This window comes from Streptomyces sp. NPDC053755 (assembly GCF_040677675.1).
Lineage (GTDB): Bacteria > Actinomycetota > Actinomycetes > Streptomycetales > Streptomycetaceae > Streptomyces.
In genome coordinates this window covers 50450-65878 of the sequence record NZ_JBFASK010000015.1, presented here as the reverse complement: position 1 = coordinate 65878, position 15429 = coordinate 50450, and the positions used below count along the sequence as shown (strand labels likewise).

General features: G+C 72.7%; 12 protein-coding genes. 11 read left to right on the top strand and 1 reads right to left on the bottom strand.

Annotated features, from left to right (window positions below; all coding sequences use genetic code 11):
- The first annotated feature begins 70 nt into the window (after window positions 1-70).
- The 7 genes from AB0K65_RS16680 to AB0K65_RS16650 all read left to right on the top strand — a co-directional run bounded on the left by AB0K65_RS16680 (window position 71) and on the right by AB0K65_RS16650 (window position 6573).
- Complete coding sequence (locus tag AB0K65_RS16680) at window positions 71-1336, top strand: FAD-dependent oxidoreductase (protein ID WP_365717162.1); 1266 nt, start codon at window positions 71-73, stop codon at window positions 1334-1336.
- A 56-nt stretch (window positions 1337-1392) separates the two neighbouring features.
- On the top strand, window positions 1393-2094 hold the full coding sequence (locus AB0K65_RS16675; RefSeq protein ID WP_365717010.1) for a DUF1365 domain-containing protein: 702 nt from the start codon (window positions 1393-1395) through the stop codon (window positions 2092-2094).
- 35 nt (window positions 2095-2129) lie between these two features.
- Window positions 2130-3419 (top strand): cyclopropane-fatty-acyl-phospholipid synthase family protein, encoded by a 1290-nt coding sequence (locus AB0K65_RS16670; RefSeq protein WP_365717160.1) that lies wholly within the window; start codon window positions 2130-2132, stop codon window positions 3417-3419.
- A complete protein-coding gene (locus AB0K65_RS16665) occupies window positions 3416-4702 on the top strand; it encodes a cyclopropane-fatty-acyl-phospholipid synthase family protein (protein WP_365717008.1) in 1287 nt (428 codons plus the stop codon). The genes AB0K65_RS16670 and AB0K65_RS16665 overlap by 4 nt, the downstream gene beginning before the upstream one ends.
- Window positions 4699-5508 carry a DUF1295 domain-containing protein gene (locus AB0K65_RS16660; protein ID WP_365717007.1) on the top strand — a complete coding sequence of 270 codons (810 nt, stop codon included), beginning with the start codon at window positions 4699-4701 and terminating at the stop codon, window positions 5506-5508. Before AB0K65_RS16665 ends, AB0K65_RS16660 begins: the two co-directional genes overlap by 4 nt.
- Window positions 5505-6167, top strand: a complete 663-nt coding sequence (locus tag AB0K65_RS16655) for an alpha/beta hydrolase (RefSeq protein WP_365717005.1) — start codon at window positions 5505-5507, stop codon at window positions 6165-6167. The genes AB0K65_RS16660 and AB0K65_RS16655 overlap by 4 nt, the downstream gene beginning before the upstream one ends.
- 181 nt (window positions 6168-6348) lie before the next feature.
- The gene (locus AB0K65_RS16650) at window positions 6349-6573 is read left to right on the top strand and encodes a chaplin (RefSeq protein WP_365717003.1); all 225 of its coding nucleotides are present in this window, start codon (window positions 6349-6351) and stop codon (window positions 6571-6573) included.
- A gap of 247 nt (window positions 6574-6820) precedes the next feature.
- Here the strand turns inward: AB0K65_RS16650 and AB0K65_RS16645 are convergent, their stop codons facing one another.
- On the bottom strand, window positions 6821-9259 hold the full coding sequence (locus AB0K65_RS16645) for a bifunctional serine/threonine-protein kinase/ABC transporter substrate-binding protein (protein ID WP_365717001.1): 2439 nt from the start codon (window positions 9257-9259) through the stop codon (window positions 6821-6823).
- A gap of 397 nt (window positions 9260-9656) precedes the next feature.
- On the opposite strand from AB0K65_RS16645, the gene AB0K65_RS16640 reads away from it, so the two are divergent.
- The 4 genes from AB0K65_RS16640 (at window position 9657) to AB0K65_RS16625 (ending at window position 15408) form a co-directional block, all read left to right on the top strand.
- Window positions 9657-11189: an FAD binding domain-containing protein gene (locus AB0K65_RS16640; protein ID WP_365716999.1), complete on the top strand. Its 1533-nt coding sequence runs from the start codon at window positions 9657-9659 to the stop codon at window positions 11187-11189.
- Window positions 11186-13585 carry a xanthine dehydrogenase molybdopterin binding subunit gene (gene xdhB / locus AB0K65_RS16635; RefSeq protein WP_365716997.1) on the top strand — a complete coding sequence of 800 codons (2400 nt, stop codon included), beginning with the start codon at window positions 11186-11188 and terminating at the stop codon, window positions 13583-13585. Before AB0K65_RS16640 ends, xdhB begins: the two co-directional genes overlap by 4 nt.
- Window position 13586: 1 nt before the next feature.
- Complete coding sequence (xdhC, locus tag AB0K65_RS16630; protein WP_365717158.1) at window positions 13587-14396, top strand: xanthine dehydrogenase accessory protein XdhC; 810 nt, start codon at window positions 13587-13589, stop codon at window positions 14394-14396.
- Between the two features lie 343 nt (window positions 14397-14739).
- On the top strand, window positions 14740-15408 hold the full coding sequence (locus AB0K65_RS16625; protein ID WP_365716995.1) for a class I SAM-dependent methyltransferase: 669 nt from the start codon (window positions 14740-14742) through the stop codon (window positions 15406-15408).
- Window positions 15409-15429 lie beyond the last annotated feature (21 nt).

Genomic DNA, 15429 nt, shown 5'->3' with positions numbered 1-15429 from the left:
CCGGCCTCCCGGCTCCGAAGTAGGGGCGACGCACCGCGCGCACGGGCGGTGCGCGGCTGATGGGGAGGGGCTGAGCGGTTTGGCACGGCAAAGAGTCGCTGTGGTGGGCGGAGGCGTGGCGGGGCTGACGGCCGCCTATGTCCTGCAGCGCGCGTACGACGTGGTGCTGTACGAGGCGGATGACCGTCTGGGCGGTCATGCCCACACCCACGAGCTGCCGGCCCGCGGCGGCGGGACCGTCCGCGTGGACAGCGGCTTCATCGTCCACAACGACCGAACCTATCCGCTGTTCCTCAGGCTCCTCGGCGAACTGGGCGTCGCCACCCAGGACTCCGAGATGAGCATGTCGGTGCGCTGTGACGGGTGCGGCCTGGAGTACGCCGGGGCCCGGGGGCCGGCCGGGCTGCTGGGGGGAGGCAACGTTCTGCGCGGCCGCCACCTGCGGATGCTCGCCGACGTGCCCCGGTTTCACCGCGCGGCGCGGCGGCTGCTGAAGTCCGGCGACGACGCCCCGACCTTGGGCGGGTTCCTGCGGCGGCAGGGTTTCTCCGCCCACTTCGTCGGTCACTTCGTCATCCCCCTGGTCTCGGCCGTCTGGTCCTGCGCCCCGGACACGGCGCTGCTGTACCCCGCTCGCTACCTGTTCCGCTTCCTGGACCATCACGGGCTGCTGTCGGTCACCGGTTCGCCGCGATGGCGGACCGTGACCGGCGGATCGGGCACATACGTGGCGCGGGCTGCCAAGCAGCTCCCCGCCGTCCGCACCGCGACCGCCGTCCGTGTCGTCGAGCGTTTCGCCGAACACGCGCGCGTGACCACCGCGGACGGCGACACGGCCTCGTACGCCGCCGTCGTTCTCGCCGTCCACCCCGATCAGGCGCTCCGGATTCTGGGAGACCCTACGGACCAGGAGCGACGGGTCCTCGGGGCGTTCGGCTATGCGCGCAACCCCACGGTGCTGCACCGGGACACGTCGCTCCTGCCCCGGTCGTCACACGCGCGTGCCTCCTGGAACTACTGGCTCCCCTCCTGCACCGCGCGGCCCGACGCAGTGCAGGTCAGCTACGACATGAACCGGCTGCAGCGGCTGGCGACGGCTGATCCCCACATCGTCACTCTCAACGCCGGCGGACGCGTCGACCCGGGGGCCGTGCTGGCCCGTATGGAGTACGAGCACCCCGTCTACACGCCCCGGTCGGTCGCCGCGCAGCGGGAGTTGCCGCTGCTGAACACGTCTCTCACCGCGTTCGCCGGTGCCTACCACGGCTGGGGGTTCCACGAGGACGGTTGCCGCTCCGGTGTCGCCGCCGCCGCGGCCCTGGGGGTGCGCTGGTGAGGCCAGCCTCTGCCGATGCGTCCCGGCGCCGTGTCCCGGCGCTGTACGCGTGCACGGTGGGCCACGCCCGGACCGCCCCCGTCCGCCATGTCTTCCGGCAACGCACCCACTTCTGGCTGGTCGACATCGACGGCCCGCCCCGGCTGCCGCGAGGACTGCGTCGGCTGGCTCATTTCGACGTCCGCGACCACTTCGGCGGCCGGGCCCCGACACTGCGCGCCGCGCTCGATGCGTATCTGCACGCGAACGGGGTGCGCAACGCGGACGGGCAGGTGCTGATGCTGGCTCACCCCCGCGTCCTGGGGCACGTCTTCAACCCTCTCAGCCTCTACTGGTGTCACGACCGCCTCGGCGCACTGGTCTGCGTCGTCGCAGAGGTGCACAACACCTACGGCCAGCGGCACTGCTACCTCCTGCGCCCCGACGCACGGGGGCGGGCCTCGGTTCCCAAGGACTTCTACGTCTCGCCGTTCTTCGGCGTCGAGGGCTCCTATCGCATGCGGCTGCCGCTGCCCGGAGACACGCTCGACCTGAGTGTGCAGCTCCGGCACGGCGACGGTACGCACCCGTTCACCGCCACCGTGCGGGGATGCCGCCGGCCGGCCGGGCCGCGCACTCTCCTCGCCCTCGCGCTGCGCCGCCCGTGGTCCGCGGCCAAGGTCTCCGCCGGCATACGGATGCACGGCATCCGCCTCTACCTGCGCCGGCTCCCCGTCCGTCCCCGTCCCGACCACCTCCCCCAAGAAGGCATGCTGTGACCGTCTCGTACCCCACCACCGACAAGAGCGGCGTCGTGCCCGTCGGCGGAGCCCGCACCTCACCCGCGGCGGGGGTGGACCCGGAACGCTGGCCGGACGTCGCCCGGCTGCCTCGTGCCTCCGCCCTGCGCACCGCCGTGGCCCGGCGACTCGTCGAGCGCGCCTTCACCCGGCTCCCGCTGCGGATACGGCACGCCGCCGCGGGGCGTCACGTGACCGCGATCCCGCGCCAGGACGGTGGAGCACCCGTGTTGACCCTCCACGACCCGGACGCTTTCCACCGACGGGTCGGAGCCGACGGCCTGATCGGCTTCGGCGAGTCCTACATGGCGGGCGAATGGGACAGCGACGACCTGGCCGGCGTCCTGACCGTCCTCGCCGCGCACGTGGACGACCTCGTCCCGGCCCCACTGCGCCGACTGCGCAACACGTGGGTGCGCCGACGTCCCGAGCACCACCGCAACACCCCCGAAGGGGCCCGGGACAACGTCCACCGGCACTACGATCTGTCCAACGAGCTGTTCGCCCTCTTCCTCGACGCGAGCATGACGTACTCCTCAGCCGTCTTCGCCGCCTTCCCCGCGTCGCCCGCGACGTTCACCGCAGCCCAGCACCGGAAGATCGACCGCCTCCTGGACCTCGCGGAGATCGGGCCCGGCACCCGCCTGCTGGAAGTCGGCACCGGCTGGGGCGAGCTGGCGATCCGGGCGGCCTCCCGCGGCGCGCACGTACTCACGGTGACCCTCTCCACGGAACAACGGGACCTGGCCCGCGAACGGATCGAAGCGGCCGGCCTGTCCGACCGGGTCACGGTCGACCTGCGCGACTACCGGCACGTCGAGGGCTCCTTCGACGCCGTCGTCAGTGTCGAGATGATCGAGGCCGTCGGCGCGGAGTACTGGCCCGCCTACTTCCGTGCCCTGCGCCGGCTCCTCGCTCCCGGCGGTCGCGTGGCGCTGCAGGCGATCACCATGCCCCACCAGCGGATGCTGCACACCGCCCGTACCCACACGTGGATCAGCAAGTACGTCTTCCCCGGCGGTCTCATCCCCTCCCGCGAGGCGATCGCCGAGGAGAGCGCCGCCGCAGGTCTGAGCACCGTCTCGGACATCGGATACGGCGACCACTACGCGGAGACGCTCCGACTGTGGCGGGAGGAGTTCGGCCGACGGGCCGACGAGGTCCACGCCCTCGGTTTCGACCGCACCTTCCGCCGCCTGTGGGAGCTCTACCTCGCCTACTCCGAAGCCGGGTTCCGCTCCCGCTACCTCGACGTCCGCCAGCTCCTGCTGACCGCCGACCCCATGCCGCAGGTGACCCGATGACCTCCGCCGCCCAGCGCCTCGCCGCCGCTCTCGCCCCCTGCTTCGCCGGCCCGCTCCCCGTCCGGCTGCGCGCATGGGACGGTAGTCAGGCCGGCCCGGCCGACGCCCCTGCCGTCCTCGTCCGGACGCCCCGCGCGCTGCGCCGGCTGCTGTGGCAGCCGGGCGAACTCGGCCTCGCCGAGGCGTACATCGCCGGCGAGATCGATGTCGACGGTGACCTGGGTGAGAGTCTCTCGCAGGTGTGGCGGTACGTCCGCGAACGAGGAGCCGTCCGGCCCCGTCCCGCCGACCTCGCCCGCGCCGCGACCCTGGCGCTCCGTCTGGGCGCCCTCGGCCCTCGTCCGGCCCCGCCCGCCGCACCTCGCGCGCGGGTGGCCGGCCGGCTCCACAGCACGGCCCGCGACCGGGCGGCCATCGCGCACCACTACGACCTCTCCAACGCGTTCTACGAGCTGCTCCTGGACGAATCCATGGCGTACTCCTGCGCGTACTGGACCCGCCCGCAAGGACCCGACTACGACCTCGCCGACGCGCAGCGCGACAAACTCGACCTGATCTGCCGCAAGCTGGGGCTCGGACCCGGCACGCGTCTGCTGGACGTCGGATGCGGCTGGGGCTCCGTGGCGGTCCACGCCGCACGCGCCTACAAGGCCGCGGTCACCGCCGTCACCCTCTCGGCACGCCAGCGGGACCACCTGCGCGACCGCGTGGCACGCGAAGGAGTCGCGGATCTCGTCGAGGTCGAACTGGCGCACTACCGGGACGTCCAGGGCGGCGGGTACGACGCCGTCTGCGCGATCGAGATGGGGGAGCACGTCGGCGACGCCGAGTACCCCGCCTTCGCCCGGCAGTTGGGTGGGCTGCTGCGCCCGCGCGGACGCCTGCTCGTCCAGCAGATGTCGCGTGGCGCGAACGCCCCCGGCGGCGGTGCGTTCATCGAGACCTACATCGCTCCGGACATGCACATGCGGCCGGTCGGCGGGACCGTGGCCGTCCTGGAGTCGGCGGGACTCGAGGTCCGCTCGGTGCAGTCCCTGCGTGAGCACTACGCCTGGACCATCGAGGCTTGGCGCCGCACGCTCGAGGAGCGCTGGGACGACTTCGTCGGCCTCGTGGGTGAGCCCACGACACGGGTCTGGCGGCTCTACCTCGCCGGAAGCGCTCTGGCGTTCGCCCACAACCGCATGGGCGTGGAACAGATCCTCTCGGTACGTCCCGACCCGGGCGGCGGGAGCGCCATGCCCGCCACACCGTCGTGGCACAGGGCCGAGGGCACCCGGTGACCGGGGACGCGTGGGCCGCGTTCGGCCTGAACCTGGCGGTCGCGGCCGGCCTCGCGCTCGCCGTCATGCTGGGCACCTTCGCCGTCGCTCTGGCCAAGGGCATGCACCGGATCGTCGACGTCGCCTGGGGTGTGGCCTTCGCCGCGGTGGCACTCACCACCTGGCTGCTCTCGGCCGGGTACGGCGATGACGGCCGCCGTCTCGCGGTCACCCTCGCCACCTGCGTGTGGGGCCTGCGACTGGCCTTCCACATCGCCCGTCGCGGAAGGGGCCACGGCGAGGATCCCCGTTACGCCCGCATGCTCAGCCAGGCCCCCGGCGACCCTCGCGTCTACGCGCTGCGCAAGGTCTACCTGCTTCAGGGGTGCCTCGTCTGGCTCGTCTCCCTGCCGGTCCAGGCAGCGGCCTACCTGCCGCAGGATCTGGGGCTCCTGGGGTCTCTGGGCCTGCTCGTGTGGGCGACGGGGTTCGTGTTCGAGGCGGTCGGCGACCACCAGCTGGCGCGCTTCACGTCCGACCCGGCGCACCGTGGCCGGATCATGGACCGCGGTCTGTGGAGCTGGACACGGCATCCCAACTACTTCGGCGACTTCCTCGTCTGGTGGGGGCTCTACCTGACGGCCTGCGCGACCTGGCAGACCGCGGCGCTCACACTCGTCTCGCCGGTGGTGATGAGCGCCCTGCTCGTCTGGGGCAGCGGCAAGAGGCTCTTGGAGGCCCACATGGCCGGGCGGCCAGGGTTCGCCGAGTACGCCGCACGCACCAGCGGGTTCTTCCCGCGGCCGCCCCGGAAGACGCCGCGATGACCGCCGGGACAGGCCGCGGTAAGCAGCCGGCCACCCGCGAGGGCGGAACGCTGGTGCTCCGGGCGTCGCCGGGGAGACCGACGGCCGCGGTGCTCCTTCTGCACGGAGGCCGCTCGGACGGCCTCGAGCCGCCGCCCCTCCTCGACCTGCCCGCTCTGCGCATGCGGCCCTTCGCCCGCGCCGTGGTCCGCGCGACCCGCGGGCGTGACGTCCTGGTGGCGGAGGTGCGCTACCGCCACCGGGGCTGGAACGGCACGCGGTGCGACGCCGCCGCCGACGCCACCGCGGCCCTCACCCGCCTCCGGGAGCACGCCGGTGCGGTGCCGGTGATCCTCGTCGGCCACTCCATGGGGGGCCGCGCGGCTCTCCGGGCCGCCCGGGATCCCCTCGTGCGCGGAGTGGTCGCCCTCGCGCCGTGGTGTCCGCCGGGTGAGCCGGTCGAGCACCTGGCCGGCCGGAGGCTCTTCCTCCTGCACGACGAGAGCGACCGGATCACCTCCGCGTCCGAGTCGTGGCACTTCGTACGCCGGGCCCGGACCGCCGGCGCCGATGCCGTCGGCATACCGATGCCCCGGGGCGGCCACGCCATGCTCCGGACCGCCGGCGCGTGGCACCGGCGCACGGCGGAACTCACCGCGGCGATGCTCTCGGTCGCCTGACCGCGGTGAAGCGCCGCGGGGGCCCGCCCGGTATCGCTCCTTCGAGTGAACGGGGGCGCTGATCCAAGCCGCGGCACCGGTACGGCCGAATCACGTGCGCAGACCTCGACGAGGTCGGTGCGGCGTTCCATGCGCCGGTGAACGAGTGAACGAGGAGCAGTCAGTTATGTCTCGTATGTGGATGAGTGCCGGTCTGGCCGTGGCGGCGGGAGCGACGGTGGTGGGGGGAGCGTCGGCCGCCTCGGCGGACAGCTGGTCCGAGGGCGCGGCGGCCTACTCCCCGGGCCTGGGTTCGGGGAATGTGATCCAGGTTCCCGTGCACGTGCCGGTCAACGCCTGTGGCAACACGGTGTCGGTCATCGGACTGCTGAACCCCGCGTTCGGCAACGTCTGCGTGAACCGCTGAAGGTGAAGGACATCGGCTGCCTCCGCTGACATGCGGGGGCGGAAGGCAGCCGGCCGGCCCGCGTGACGAGCCCGCCTTGGCAGAGACGGGCGAAGCGAGGGTGTGTGCGGGCCGGAGCGGGGCGGGAGGCGACTGCGGCCTCTCGCCCCGTCCGCGACGCGCCGGCCGCGGGCGACCGCGTTCGACGCCGCGCCCCGCCTCGGCCGCGCGTGTCCCGTCGTGCGGGCGCTCCGTCCGTCCAGGCGGGTCAGGGCACGCTGGGGCCGCTGGTGACGGTGGACCAGCTGCCGTCCCGTACGGCGTAGACCGTCAGCCGGCGGTGGACCGCGTCGCCGTGCTCGTCGAAGGCCACGCGGCCCGTGACGCCGTCGAACCGCACATCGGCCACCGCCTGCGGCAGCTTCGCCCGGGCGTCCTGGGGAAGCCTGCCTCCGTTGGCCCTCACCACGGCTTTCACCGCCTCGATGACGGCCCAGGCCGCGTCGTACGCGTAGGGCCCGTACGGCCCGGCTTCGTCGGGGTAGCCCGCGTCCCGGTACTGGGCGAGGAACGCCTCTCCTCCCGCCAGGCTCTCGGCGGGCGCACCGACGTTGGTGGCGAGGTCGCCCTCGCCCTCCGGATTGTCCGTGAGGTACTGCTGGTCGAAGATGCCGTCGGCGCCCATGAGGGGGATGCGCACGCCCGCCTGCTTGATCTGCAGGGAGAGCGGTCCGGCGATGGTGTAGTCGCCACCGAAGTACACGGCTTCCGCGCCGGACGCCCTGACCTTCCCGGCCAGGGAGGAGAAGTCGCTCTCCCCGGCCTCGACCCGGTCCGTGCCGACGACGGTTCCGCCGAGTCGGGTGAACTCGGCGGTGAACCCGGAGGTGAGGCTGGTGCCGTAGGCGGTGCCGTCGTCGATGACGTAGAGCTTGGTCTTCCTGGCGTCCCGGTGGAGATGGCGGGCGGCGAACGGCCCCTGGTCGGTCTCCGGCGCGACGGTACGGAAGTAGTTCTCGTGCGGGCGGGAGGTGACGCCCTCGGCCCAGCGGGGGCCCCGTGTCAGCGCGGGATTGGTGTTGGCAGGTGACACGGTGACCAGGTTGGCCTGAGCGAGCTGTTCCATCATGGTGCGGGCGACGGCGGAGTTGAGTGGTCCGACGATGCCCAGCACCTTCTTGTCTGCCGCGAACTTCGATGCGTTGAGGGTGCCGTTGGCGGGAAGGGCCTCGTCGTCCAGTGCCTGGACCGTGAAGTTCACACCGGGGACGTGCCGGGTCCGGTTGGCGGTCTTCGCCGCCAGGTCGGCCGAGTGCTTGATGCCGAGGCCCAGGGAGGACAGGCTGCCGCTCAGGGGTGCGTCCACTCCGATCACCACGGTGACGGGGGCAGCCGTCGAGCCGCCGCCGGTCTTGTCGCCGTCGCCGGGCGTCTCGTCGCGGTTGAGGGTCCAGGTCAGCACGGAGGCGGCGGCGAGCGTGGACACCGCCACCGAGAGGACGGCGGAGCGCCGGGTGTGGAGCCGCCGCCGGCCGGCCTTCTCCCCCGCCCGCCCGTCCCGGTCACCTCCTCCGAGCGGCACCGTGGCCTCGGCCGGGGACACGGGCGGCGCGGTCGGCCGGTCCGGTACGGGCCTGCCGGGACCGTCGTCGGGTCCGTTCGCCGAGTCCCGGACCGTGGGAGTGGGCAGGCGCGGCGGGGAGGACGGGGGCGGCACCTCCCGCTCCGCGGGAGTGGGGGCGTGCTCCGTCGCGGTGTCCGGTACGGATGACGCCGGTACGGACGGCGGTGCCGGTACGGGTCCGGAAGCGCCCACGGGCTCGGCGTCGGGATCGGGTCCGTCCCCGGGCTGCGGACCGGGCACGGCCTCCGCCCTGGACCGCAGCGAGCGCAGCGCCGACGCCAGCAGCCCGGCGGCCTCGTCCGCTCCGGGCCGGTGGGCCGGGTCCTTGGTGAGGAGCGCGTCGAGCACCGGGCCCAACGGGCCGGCGTGGGCCGGCGGACGGTGTGGCCGGGTGAAGACGGCCACCGCCAGGGCGTGGAGCCCCTCGGCGTCGAAGGGAGGCCGGCCCTCGACGGCGTGGTAGAGGGTGGCGCCGAGCGCCCACAGGTCGTTGGCGGGGGTCGGGCGCTTGCCTTCCAGCTGCTCCGGTGGCATGTACTGCGGGGTGCCGATGACGGTCCCGCTGTGGCTGAGCTTGGTCGTGGCGTCCGCGAGGTGGGCGATGCCGAAGTCGGTGAGGACGACACGGTCCTTGGCCAGGAGGACGTTGTCCGGCTTGATGTCGCGGTGGACGATCCGCGCGGCGTGCGCCTCGGCGAGCGCGTCGAGCATGGCGGAGCCGATCTCCGCGACCCGCTGCGCGGGCAGCCGGCCCTGCCGCCGGACGGCCGCGGCGAGGGACTCCCCCCGGATCAGCTCCATGACGATCACGGGTGCGCCCCGGTGCTCCACGACATCGTGGATGGTGATGATTCCCGGATGGCTGAGAGTGACCGCCGCGCGGGCCTCGCCGGTGAAGCGGCGGAGCAGGGTGGCGCGATGGTCGTCGTCCAGTCCCACGGGAAAGACGATCTCCTTGATGGCGACCTCGCGTCCGAAGAGCTGCTGGTCGACGCCGCGCCACACCCGGCCCATACCGCCCTGGCCGATGCGTTCGACCAGCCGGTACCGGCCCGCGATGATTTCTGCGCTGTACTCCGTCACGCGCACACAATAGGTCCCGGTAGACCTGTCGGGTGACGGAACGACGGCCCGCCCACCGCCGCTGGACGTCGAGCACGGTGGACCGCGGAATCCGTCCGCGCAGGCTTGACCGATGAACCCGCGGCGACGTAGCTTCGGGCGCACCGATTCGCGAGCTGCTGGAAGGAGGCGGATCCGGATGTCGAACCTCTCCGTACCCTGCCGCCTCTCCCACCAGACCGCCTGGGTTCCGGGTCTCGTAGCACACGGCTGCTGACCAGCCCCCTTCCGGCGTGCCCTCGTGCGGCCCCGGCACCTTCCCCATCCCTGTCACCGCCTTCGGCACCTCGTGCGTGCCGCCGTGTGGCGTGCGCTCCGGGTTCTCGAGCCGCGCCTCCGAAGAGAGAAAGCTCCTGAAATGGCGACGAGGAAAGTCACATCGACCGCGCCCGGAGACGAGGACGTGTCCTGCGCAGCGGCGCGGCTCACGGTCAACGGAGAAGAACTACCCATCTCCCCCGCCTCACCCCACACCACCGTGCTGGACTTCCTGCGCGAGCACGGGCTCACCGGCACCAAGGAGGGCTGCGCCGAGGGTGAATGCGGCGCGTGTTCGGTCCTGGTGGCCCGCCCCGGGGTCGACACGCCCACCGACTGGGTGGCGGTCAACGCCTGCCTGGTACCGGTCGCGGCGCTCGACGGGCAGGAGGTCGTCACCTCCGAAGGTCTCGCCACCGCCGGCGAGGCCGGCATGCCGCCCACGCTGCACCCCGTGCAGCGGGAGATGGCGGTCCGCGGCGGCTCCCAATGCGGGTACTGCACACCGGGGTTCATCTGCAGCATGGCCGCCGAGTACTACCGGCCCGGCCGTTGCGCACACGCGGACTCGGAGCCGGGACCGGTCCCGGGCGGCGGCGCCGACCCGGAGCACGGTCCGAACGGTTTCGACCTGCACGCGCTGAGCGGAAACCTGTGCCGCTGCACCGGCTACCGACCGATCAGGGACGCCGCGTTCGCGGTCGGCACGCCGACGGACGACGACCCCCTGGCGCGGCGTCGCCGGCAGGCTCCGCCCGAAGCGGTCGCCACCGAGTACGCCCAGGGCGGCAGCGCCTTCCTTCGGCCGAGCACCCTGGCCGGGGCGGTGCGGCTGCTGCGCGAGCGGCCCGACGCGGTGGTCGTCGCCGGCAGCACCGACTGGGGAGTGGAGGTGAACATCCGTTCCCGGCGCGCCGATTGCGTGGTGGCCGTCGACCGGCTGCCCGAACTGCGTCAGCTGCGGACCGCGTCGGACCACATCGAGATCGGGGCGGCGCTGACGCTCACCGAGATCGAGCGCCGCCTCGACGGCGACGTGCCCCTGCTGGCGGAGCTGTTCCCGCAGTTCGCCTCGCGGCTCATCCGCAACAGCGCGACGCTCGGGGGCAATCTCGGTACCGGCTCCCCCATCGCCGACAGCCCCCCGGTGCTGCTGGCACTGGAGGCGTCGGTGGTGCTCGCCGACGCCGACGGTGAGCGAGAGGTCTCGCTCGCGGACTACTTCACCGGCTACCGGCAGAGCGTGCGCCGTCCCGGCGAGCTGATCCGCGCGGTACGCGTCCCCCTGCCGCTGTCGCCGGTCACGGCCTTCCACAAGATCGCCAAGCGGCGCTTCGACGACATCTCCAGCGTGGCGGTCGCCTTCGCCCTCGACATCGAGGACGGGATCGTCCGCACGGCGCGCATCGGCCTGGGCGGAGTGGCCGCCACCCCGGTCCGCGCCCTCGCCACCGAGGCGGCCCTGGAGGGCAGGCCGTGGGCGACGGAGACCGTCGAGGCCGCGGCGCGGGTGCTGCGGGCCCAGGGCACCCCGATGAACGACCACCGCGCCACCGCCGGCTACCGCTCCGCGATGCTCGGCCAGAGCCTGCTCAAGCTGTACGCGCACACCACCGAGGCGGTCTCGTCATGAGCCATCTGTCCGAGCTCCCCGAAAAGCCCGTCGTCGGCGTCTCGATGCCGCACGAGAGTGCCACGCTGCACGTCACCGGCGCCGCGCTCTACACCGACGACCTGGTGCAGCGTACGAAGGACGTGCTGCACGCCTACCCGGTCCAGGTCATGAAGGCGCGCGGCAGGATCACCGCGCTGCGCACCGCGCCCGCGCTCGCCGTGCCCGGTGTGGTCCGGGTGCTGACCGTGGCCGACGTGCCCGGCGTCAACGACGCCGGCATGAAGCACGACGAGCCGCTCTTCCCCGACGAGGTCATGTTCCACGGCCACGCGGTCGCCTGGGTCCTCGCCGAGACCCTGGAGGCGGCCCGGCTGGGTGCGGCCGCCGTCGAGGTGGAGATCGACGAACGGCCTTCGCTGATCACACTGCGGGAGGCGATCGCGGCCGGCAGTTTCCACGGTGCGCGGCCCGTGATGGTGACCGGGGACGTCGACGCGGGCTTCGAGGACTCCGCGCACGTCTTCAGCGGCGAGTTCCAGTTCTCCGATCAGGAGCACCTCTACCTCGAGACGCACGCGGCCCTGGCCCACGTCGACGAGAACGGGCAGATGTTCGTCCAGAGCAGCACCCAGCATCCCTCGGAGACGCAGGAGATCGTCGCGCACGTACTGGGGCTGCACAGCCACGAGGTGACCGTGCAGTGTCTGCGCATGGGTGGCGGCTTCGGCGGCAAGGAGATGCAGCCCCACGGCTTCGCGGCGGTCGCCGCACTGGGCGCCAGGCTGACCGGCCGGCCGGTCCGGGTGCGGCTCAACCGCACGCAGGACCTGACCATGTCCGGCAAGCGCCACGGCTTCCACGCCTCGTGGAGGATCGGGTTCGACGCCGACGGCCGCATCCGCGCCCTGGACGCCACCTTGACCGCGGACGGCGGCTGGAGTCTGGACCTGTCCGAGCCGGTGGTGGCCCGCGCCCTGTGCCACATCGACAACACCTACTGGATCCCCAACGCGAGGATCGCCGGCCGCATCGCCAAGACCAACAAGGTCTCCAACACCGCCTTCCGTGGTTTCGGCGGCCCGCAGGGCATGCTGGTCATCGAGGACATCATGGGCCGGTGCGCGCCCCTGCTGGGCCTCGACCCCATGGAGCTGCGTGAGCGCAACTTCTACCGGCAGGGGCAGTCGACGCCGTACGGACAGCCTGTCTCCCACCCCGAGCGGATCTCGTCCGTCTGGCGACAGGTCCAGGAGGACGCCGGCGCCGTCGACCGTCAGCGCGAGATCGCGGCCTTCAACGCCGCGCACCCGCACACCAAGCGAGCGCTCGCGGTCACCGGGATCAAGTTCGGGATCTCGTTCAACCTCACCGCCTTCAACCAGGGCGGCGCGCTGGTGCTGATCTACAAGGACGGTTCGGTCCTGATCAACCACGGTGGCACCGAGATGGGGCAGGGCCTGCACACCAAGATGCTGCAGGTGGCCGCGACGACGCTGGGCATCCCGCTGCACATGGTGCGGCTGGCCCCGACGCGTACCGACAAGGTCCCCAACACCTCCGCCACCGCAGCCAGTTCCGGGGCGGATCTCAACGGCGCGGCGGTGAAGAACGCCTGCGAGCAGCTGCGCGAGCGGCTGCTCCAGGTGGCCGGGACCCAGTTGGGGGCGAACGCCTCGGACGTACGCATCGTCGAGGGCGTCGCACGCGTCGTCGGCGGCGACCGGGAGCTGGCCTGGGACGACCTGGTGCGCACGGCGTACTTCCAGCGGGTCCAGCTGTCGGCGGCCGGCTTCTACCGCACCGAGGGCCTGCACTGGGACGCGAAGGCCTTCCGGGGCTCGCCGTTCAAGTACTTCTCCTACGGCGCCGCCGCCACCGAGGTGGAGGTGGACGGCTTCACCGGCGCGTACCGGATCCGGCGGGTGGACATCGTGCACGACGTCGGCGACAGCCTCTCCCCCCTGATCGACATCGGTCAGGTCGAGGGCGGCTTCGTCCAGGGCGCCGGCTGGCTGACGCTCGAGGATCTGCGCTGGGACACCGGTGACGGGCCGAACCGGGGCCGGCTGCTGACCCAGGCCGCGAGTACGTACAAGCTGCCGAGCTTCTCGGAGATGCCCGAGGAGTTCCACGTCAGGCTGATGGAGAACGCCACCGAGGAGGGGGCGGTCTACGGCTCCAAGGCGGTGGGGGAACCGCCGCTGATGCTGGCGTTCTCGGTGCGGGAGGCGCTGCGACAGGCCGCCGCGGCGTTCGGGCCCTGCGGTGTCAGTGTGGAGCTGGCCTCCCCCGCGACACCGGAAGCGGTGTACTGGGCGATCGAAGCGGCCCGCGGCCAGGCCGCCCGGCGCGACGGGCCGGCTCAAGGGGGCAGCCGGATCCCGGCCGACGCGAGCGCCGTGAGCGATGTCTGACATGACGTGGGTGGCCGCGGTCGCGGCGTTGCGGGCCCGCCGGGAGCCCGGCACGCTCGTGACCGTCGCGACCGTGCGCGGCCACGCCCCCCGCCGGGCCGGTGCCAAGCTCGTCGTGGGGCAGAGCGAGACGTGGGGCTCGATCGGCGGCGGCAACATCGAGGCCGTCGCCATCGACAGGGCCCGCGAGCTGAGCGTCACGCCCGATCCCGAGCCGGAGCTGATGGAGTTCGCGCTCAACGACAAGGTGACCAGTCGGCACGGCGTGCAGTGCTGCGGCGGAGTGGTCACCGTACTGCTCGAACCGCTGCCGGTGGTGCAGTCCGTGGCGGTCTTCGGGGTCGGGCACGTCGGCCTGGAGCTGGCACGCATTCTCGCGCGCCACGACCTCGATCTGCACCTGATCGACACCCGCCCCGACGTACTGACCGAGGAACGGCTCGGCGTGCTCGCGGACCCGGTGGCGCAGGTCCACGTGCACCACACACCGCTGCTGCCGGAGGAGGTCCTCACGGAGCTGCCGTCCGGCACCCACGTCCTGATCATGACCCATGACCACGCCGAGGACGCCGCGCTGTGCGACACCGCCCTTCGCACCACCACACTGGGGTCGATCGGCTTGATCGGCTCGGCCGCCAAATGGGCGCGGTTCCGGCAGCGCCTCGCCACGGAGGGAGGGCACGACCCCGGCGCGATCGACCGGATCAAGACCCCGGTCGGGATCGCCGGGATCGCCGGCAAGGAGCCCGCCACCATCGCGGTGAGCATCGCGGCGGACCTGCTGCGGACGTTCGAGCGGGAACGGGGGTGACCTGCGCCGAGGGCGGTCTTCGGCCCGAGGGTCACGAGGGCCGCCCCCGGCTGCGGTTGCCCCGGCCACGGGCCGGCTGCGTGCGCGAAGGGCCTGCCGCCGGCCGGTGCGGGGATCGGGCGGTGCGGAGCCGGACGCCGCTGTGGGGCGGCGGCAGCCGTCCGCTCGACGATCGGGAGGAGACGAGGACCCGGATGCGCTCCGGAAGCGCGACCGGGGCGTCGGAGAGGTTGACGCCGCGGGTGAAGCGGTCGCCGCGGGCGGCGGGCGAAGGCGAGGACGTTCTCCGGGACGTCGCACCGTACCGGCCCTCCACGGCGCCGCACGGTCCTATCCTTGGCCGATGCGCACTCCTCCCATCGACCGCCCGGCCGACCTCGACGTGGTCCGCGCGTCCTATGACCGGGTGGCCGACGCCTACGCCCGCCTGGTGACCACGACGGGAATGGGCGACATCCGTCGCCACCCCTGGCTCAAGGCCTCGATCGACGCCTTCGCGGACACGGTGAGCGGGCTCGGACCTGTCCTCGACGTCGGCTGCGGACCGGGAACGGTGACCGCCTACCTCGCCGAGCGCGGTCTCGACGTGTCCGGGGTGGATCTCTCCCCCCGGATGATCGAGAACGCGCGCCGCCGTCATCCGCACTGCCGCTTCGCCGTCGCCTCCGCCACGGACCTCGATCTCGGGGAAGCCTCCCTCGGCGGAGTGCTCGGGTGGTGGTCGCTGTTCAACCTCCCCCGGGACGTTCTTCCCCATGTTCTCGCCCTGTTCGCGCGGGCACTGAAGCCGGGCGGGCACTTCATCACCGCGACGCACGTCGGGGACGAGGACGTGGTGCGCACCGAGGCATACGGAGGGGTACCCGTCAGCTGGACCACGCACCAGTGGCGGCCGGAGCAGCTGACGGACCTCATCGAGCGGGCCGGGCTGCTCCCGGTCGCCGAGCTGCGGCTCCCTGCGGATGAGCACAGCGGACCGGGCGTGGTCGTCATGGCCAAGCGGTCCGGCTGAGAACCGGCGGCAGCCGACGGC

What these genes read in the sequence shown, in the direction of transcription:
- AB0K65_RS16665 (WP_365717008.1), top strand. Translation starts at nt 3,416, where the DNA reads ATGACCTCCGCCGCCCAGCGCCTCGCCGCCGCTCTCGCCCCCTGCTTC.
- AB0K65_RS16655 (WP_365717005.1), top strand. Translation starts at nt 5,505, where the DNA reads ATGACCGCCGGGACAGGCCGCGGTAAGCAGCCGGCCACCCGCGAGGGC.
- AB0K65_RS16650 (WP_365717003.1), top strand. Translation starts at nt 6,349, where the DNA reads ATGAGTGCCGGTCTGGCCGTGGCGGCGGGAGCGACGGTGGTGGGGGGA.
- AB0K65_RS16640 (WP_365716999.1), top strand. Translation starts at nt 9,657, where the DNA reads ATGGCGACGAGGAAAGTCACATCGACCGCGCCCGGAGACGAGGACGTG.
- xdhB (WP_365716997.1), top strand. Translation starts at nt 11,186, where the DNA reads ATGAGCCATCTGTCCGAGCTCCCCGAAAAGCCCGTCGTCGGCGTCTCG.
- xdhC (WP_365717158.1), top strand. Translation starts at nt 13,587, where the DNA reads ATGACGTGGGTGGCCGCGGTCGCGGCGTTGCGGGCCCGCCGGGAGCCC.
- AB0K65_RS16625 (WP_365716995.1), top strand. Translation starts at nt 14,740, where the DNA reads ATGCGCACTCCTCCCATCGACCGCCCGGCCGACCTCGACGTGGTCCGC.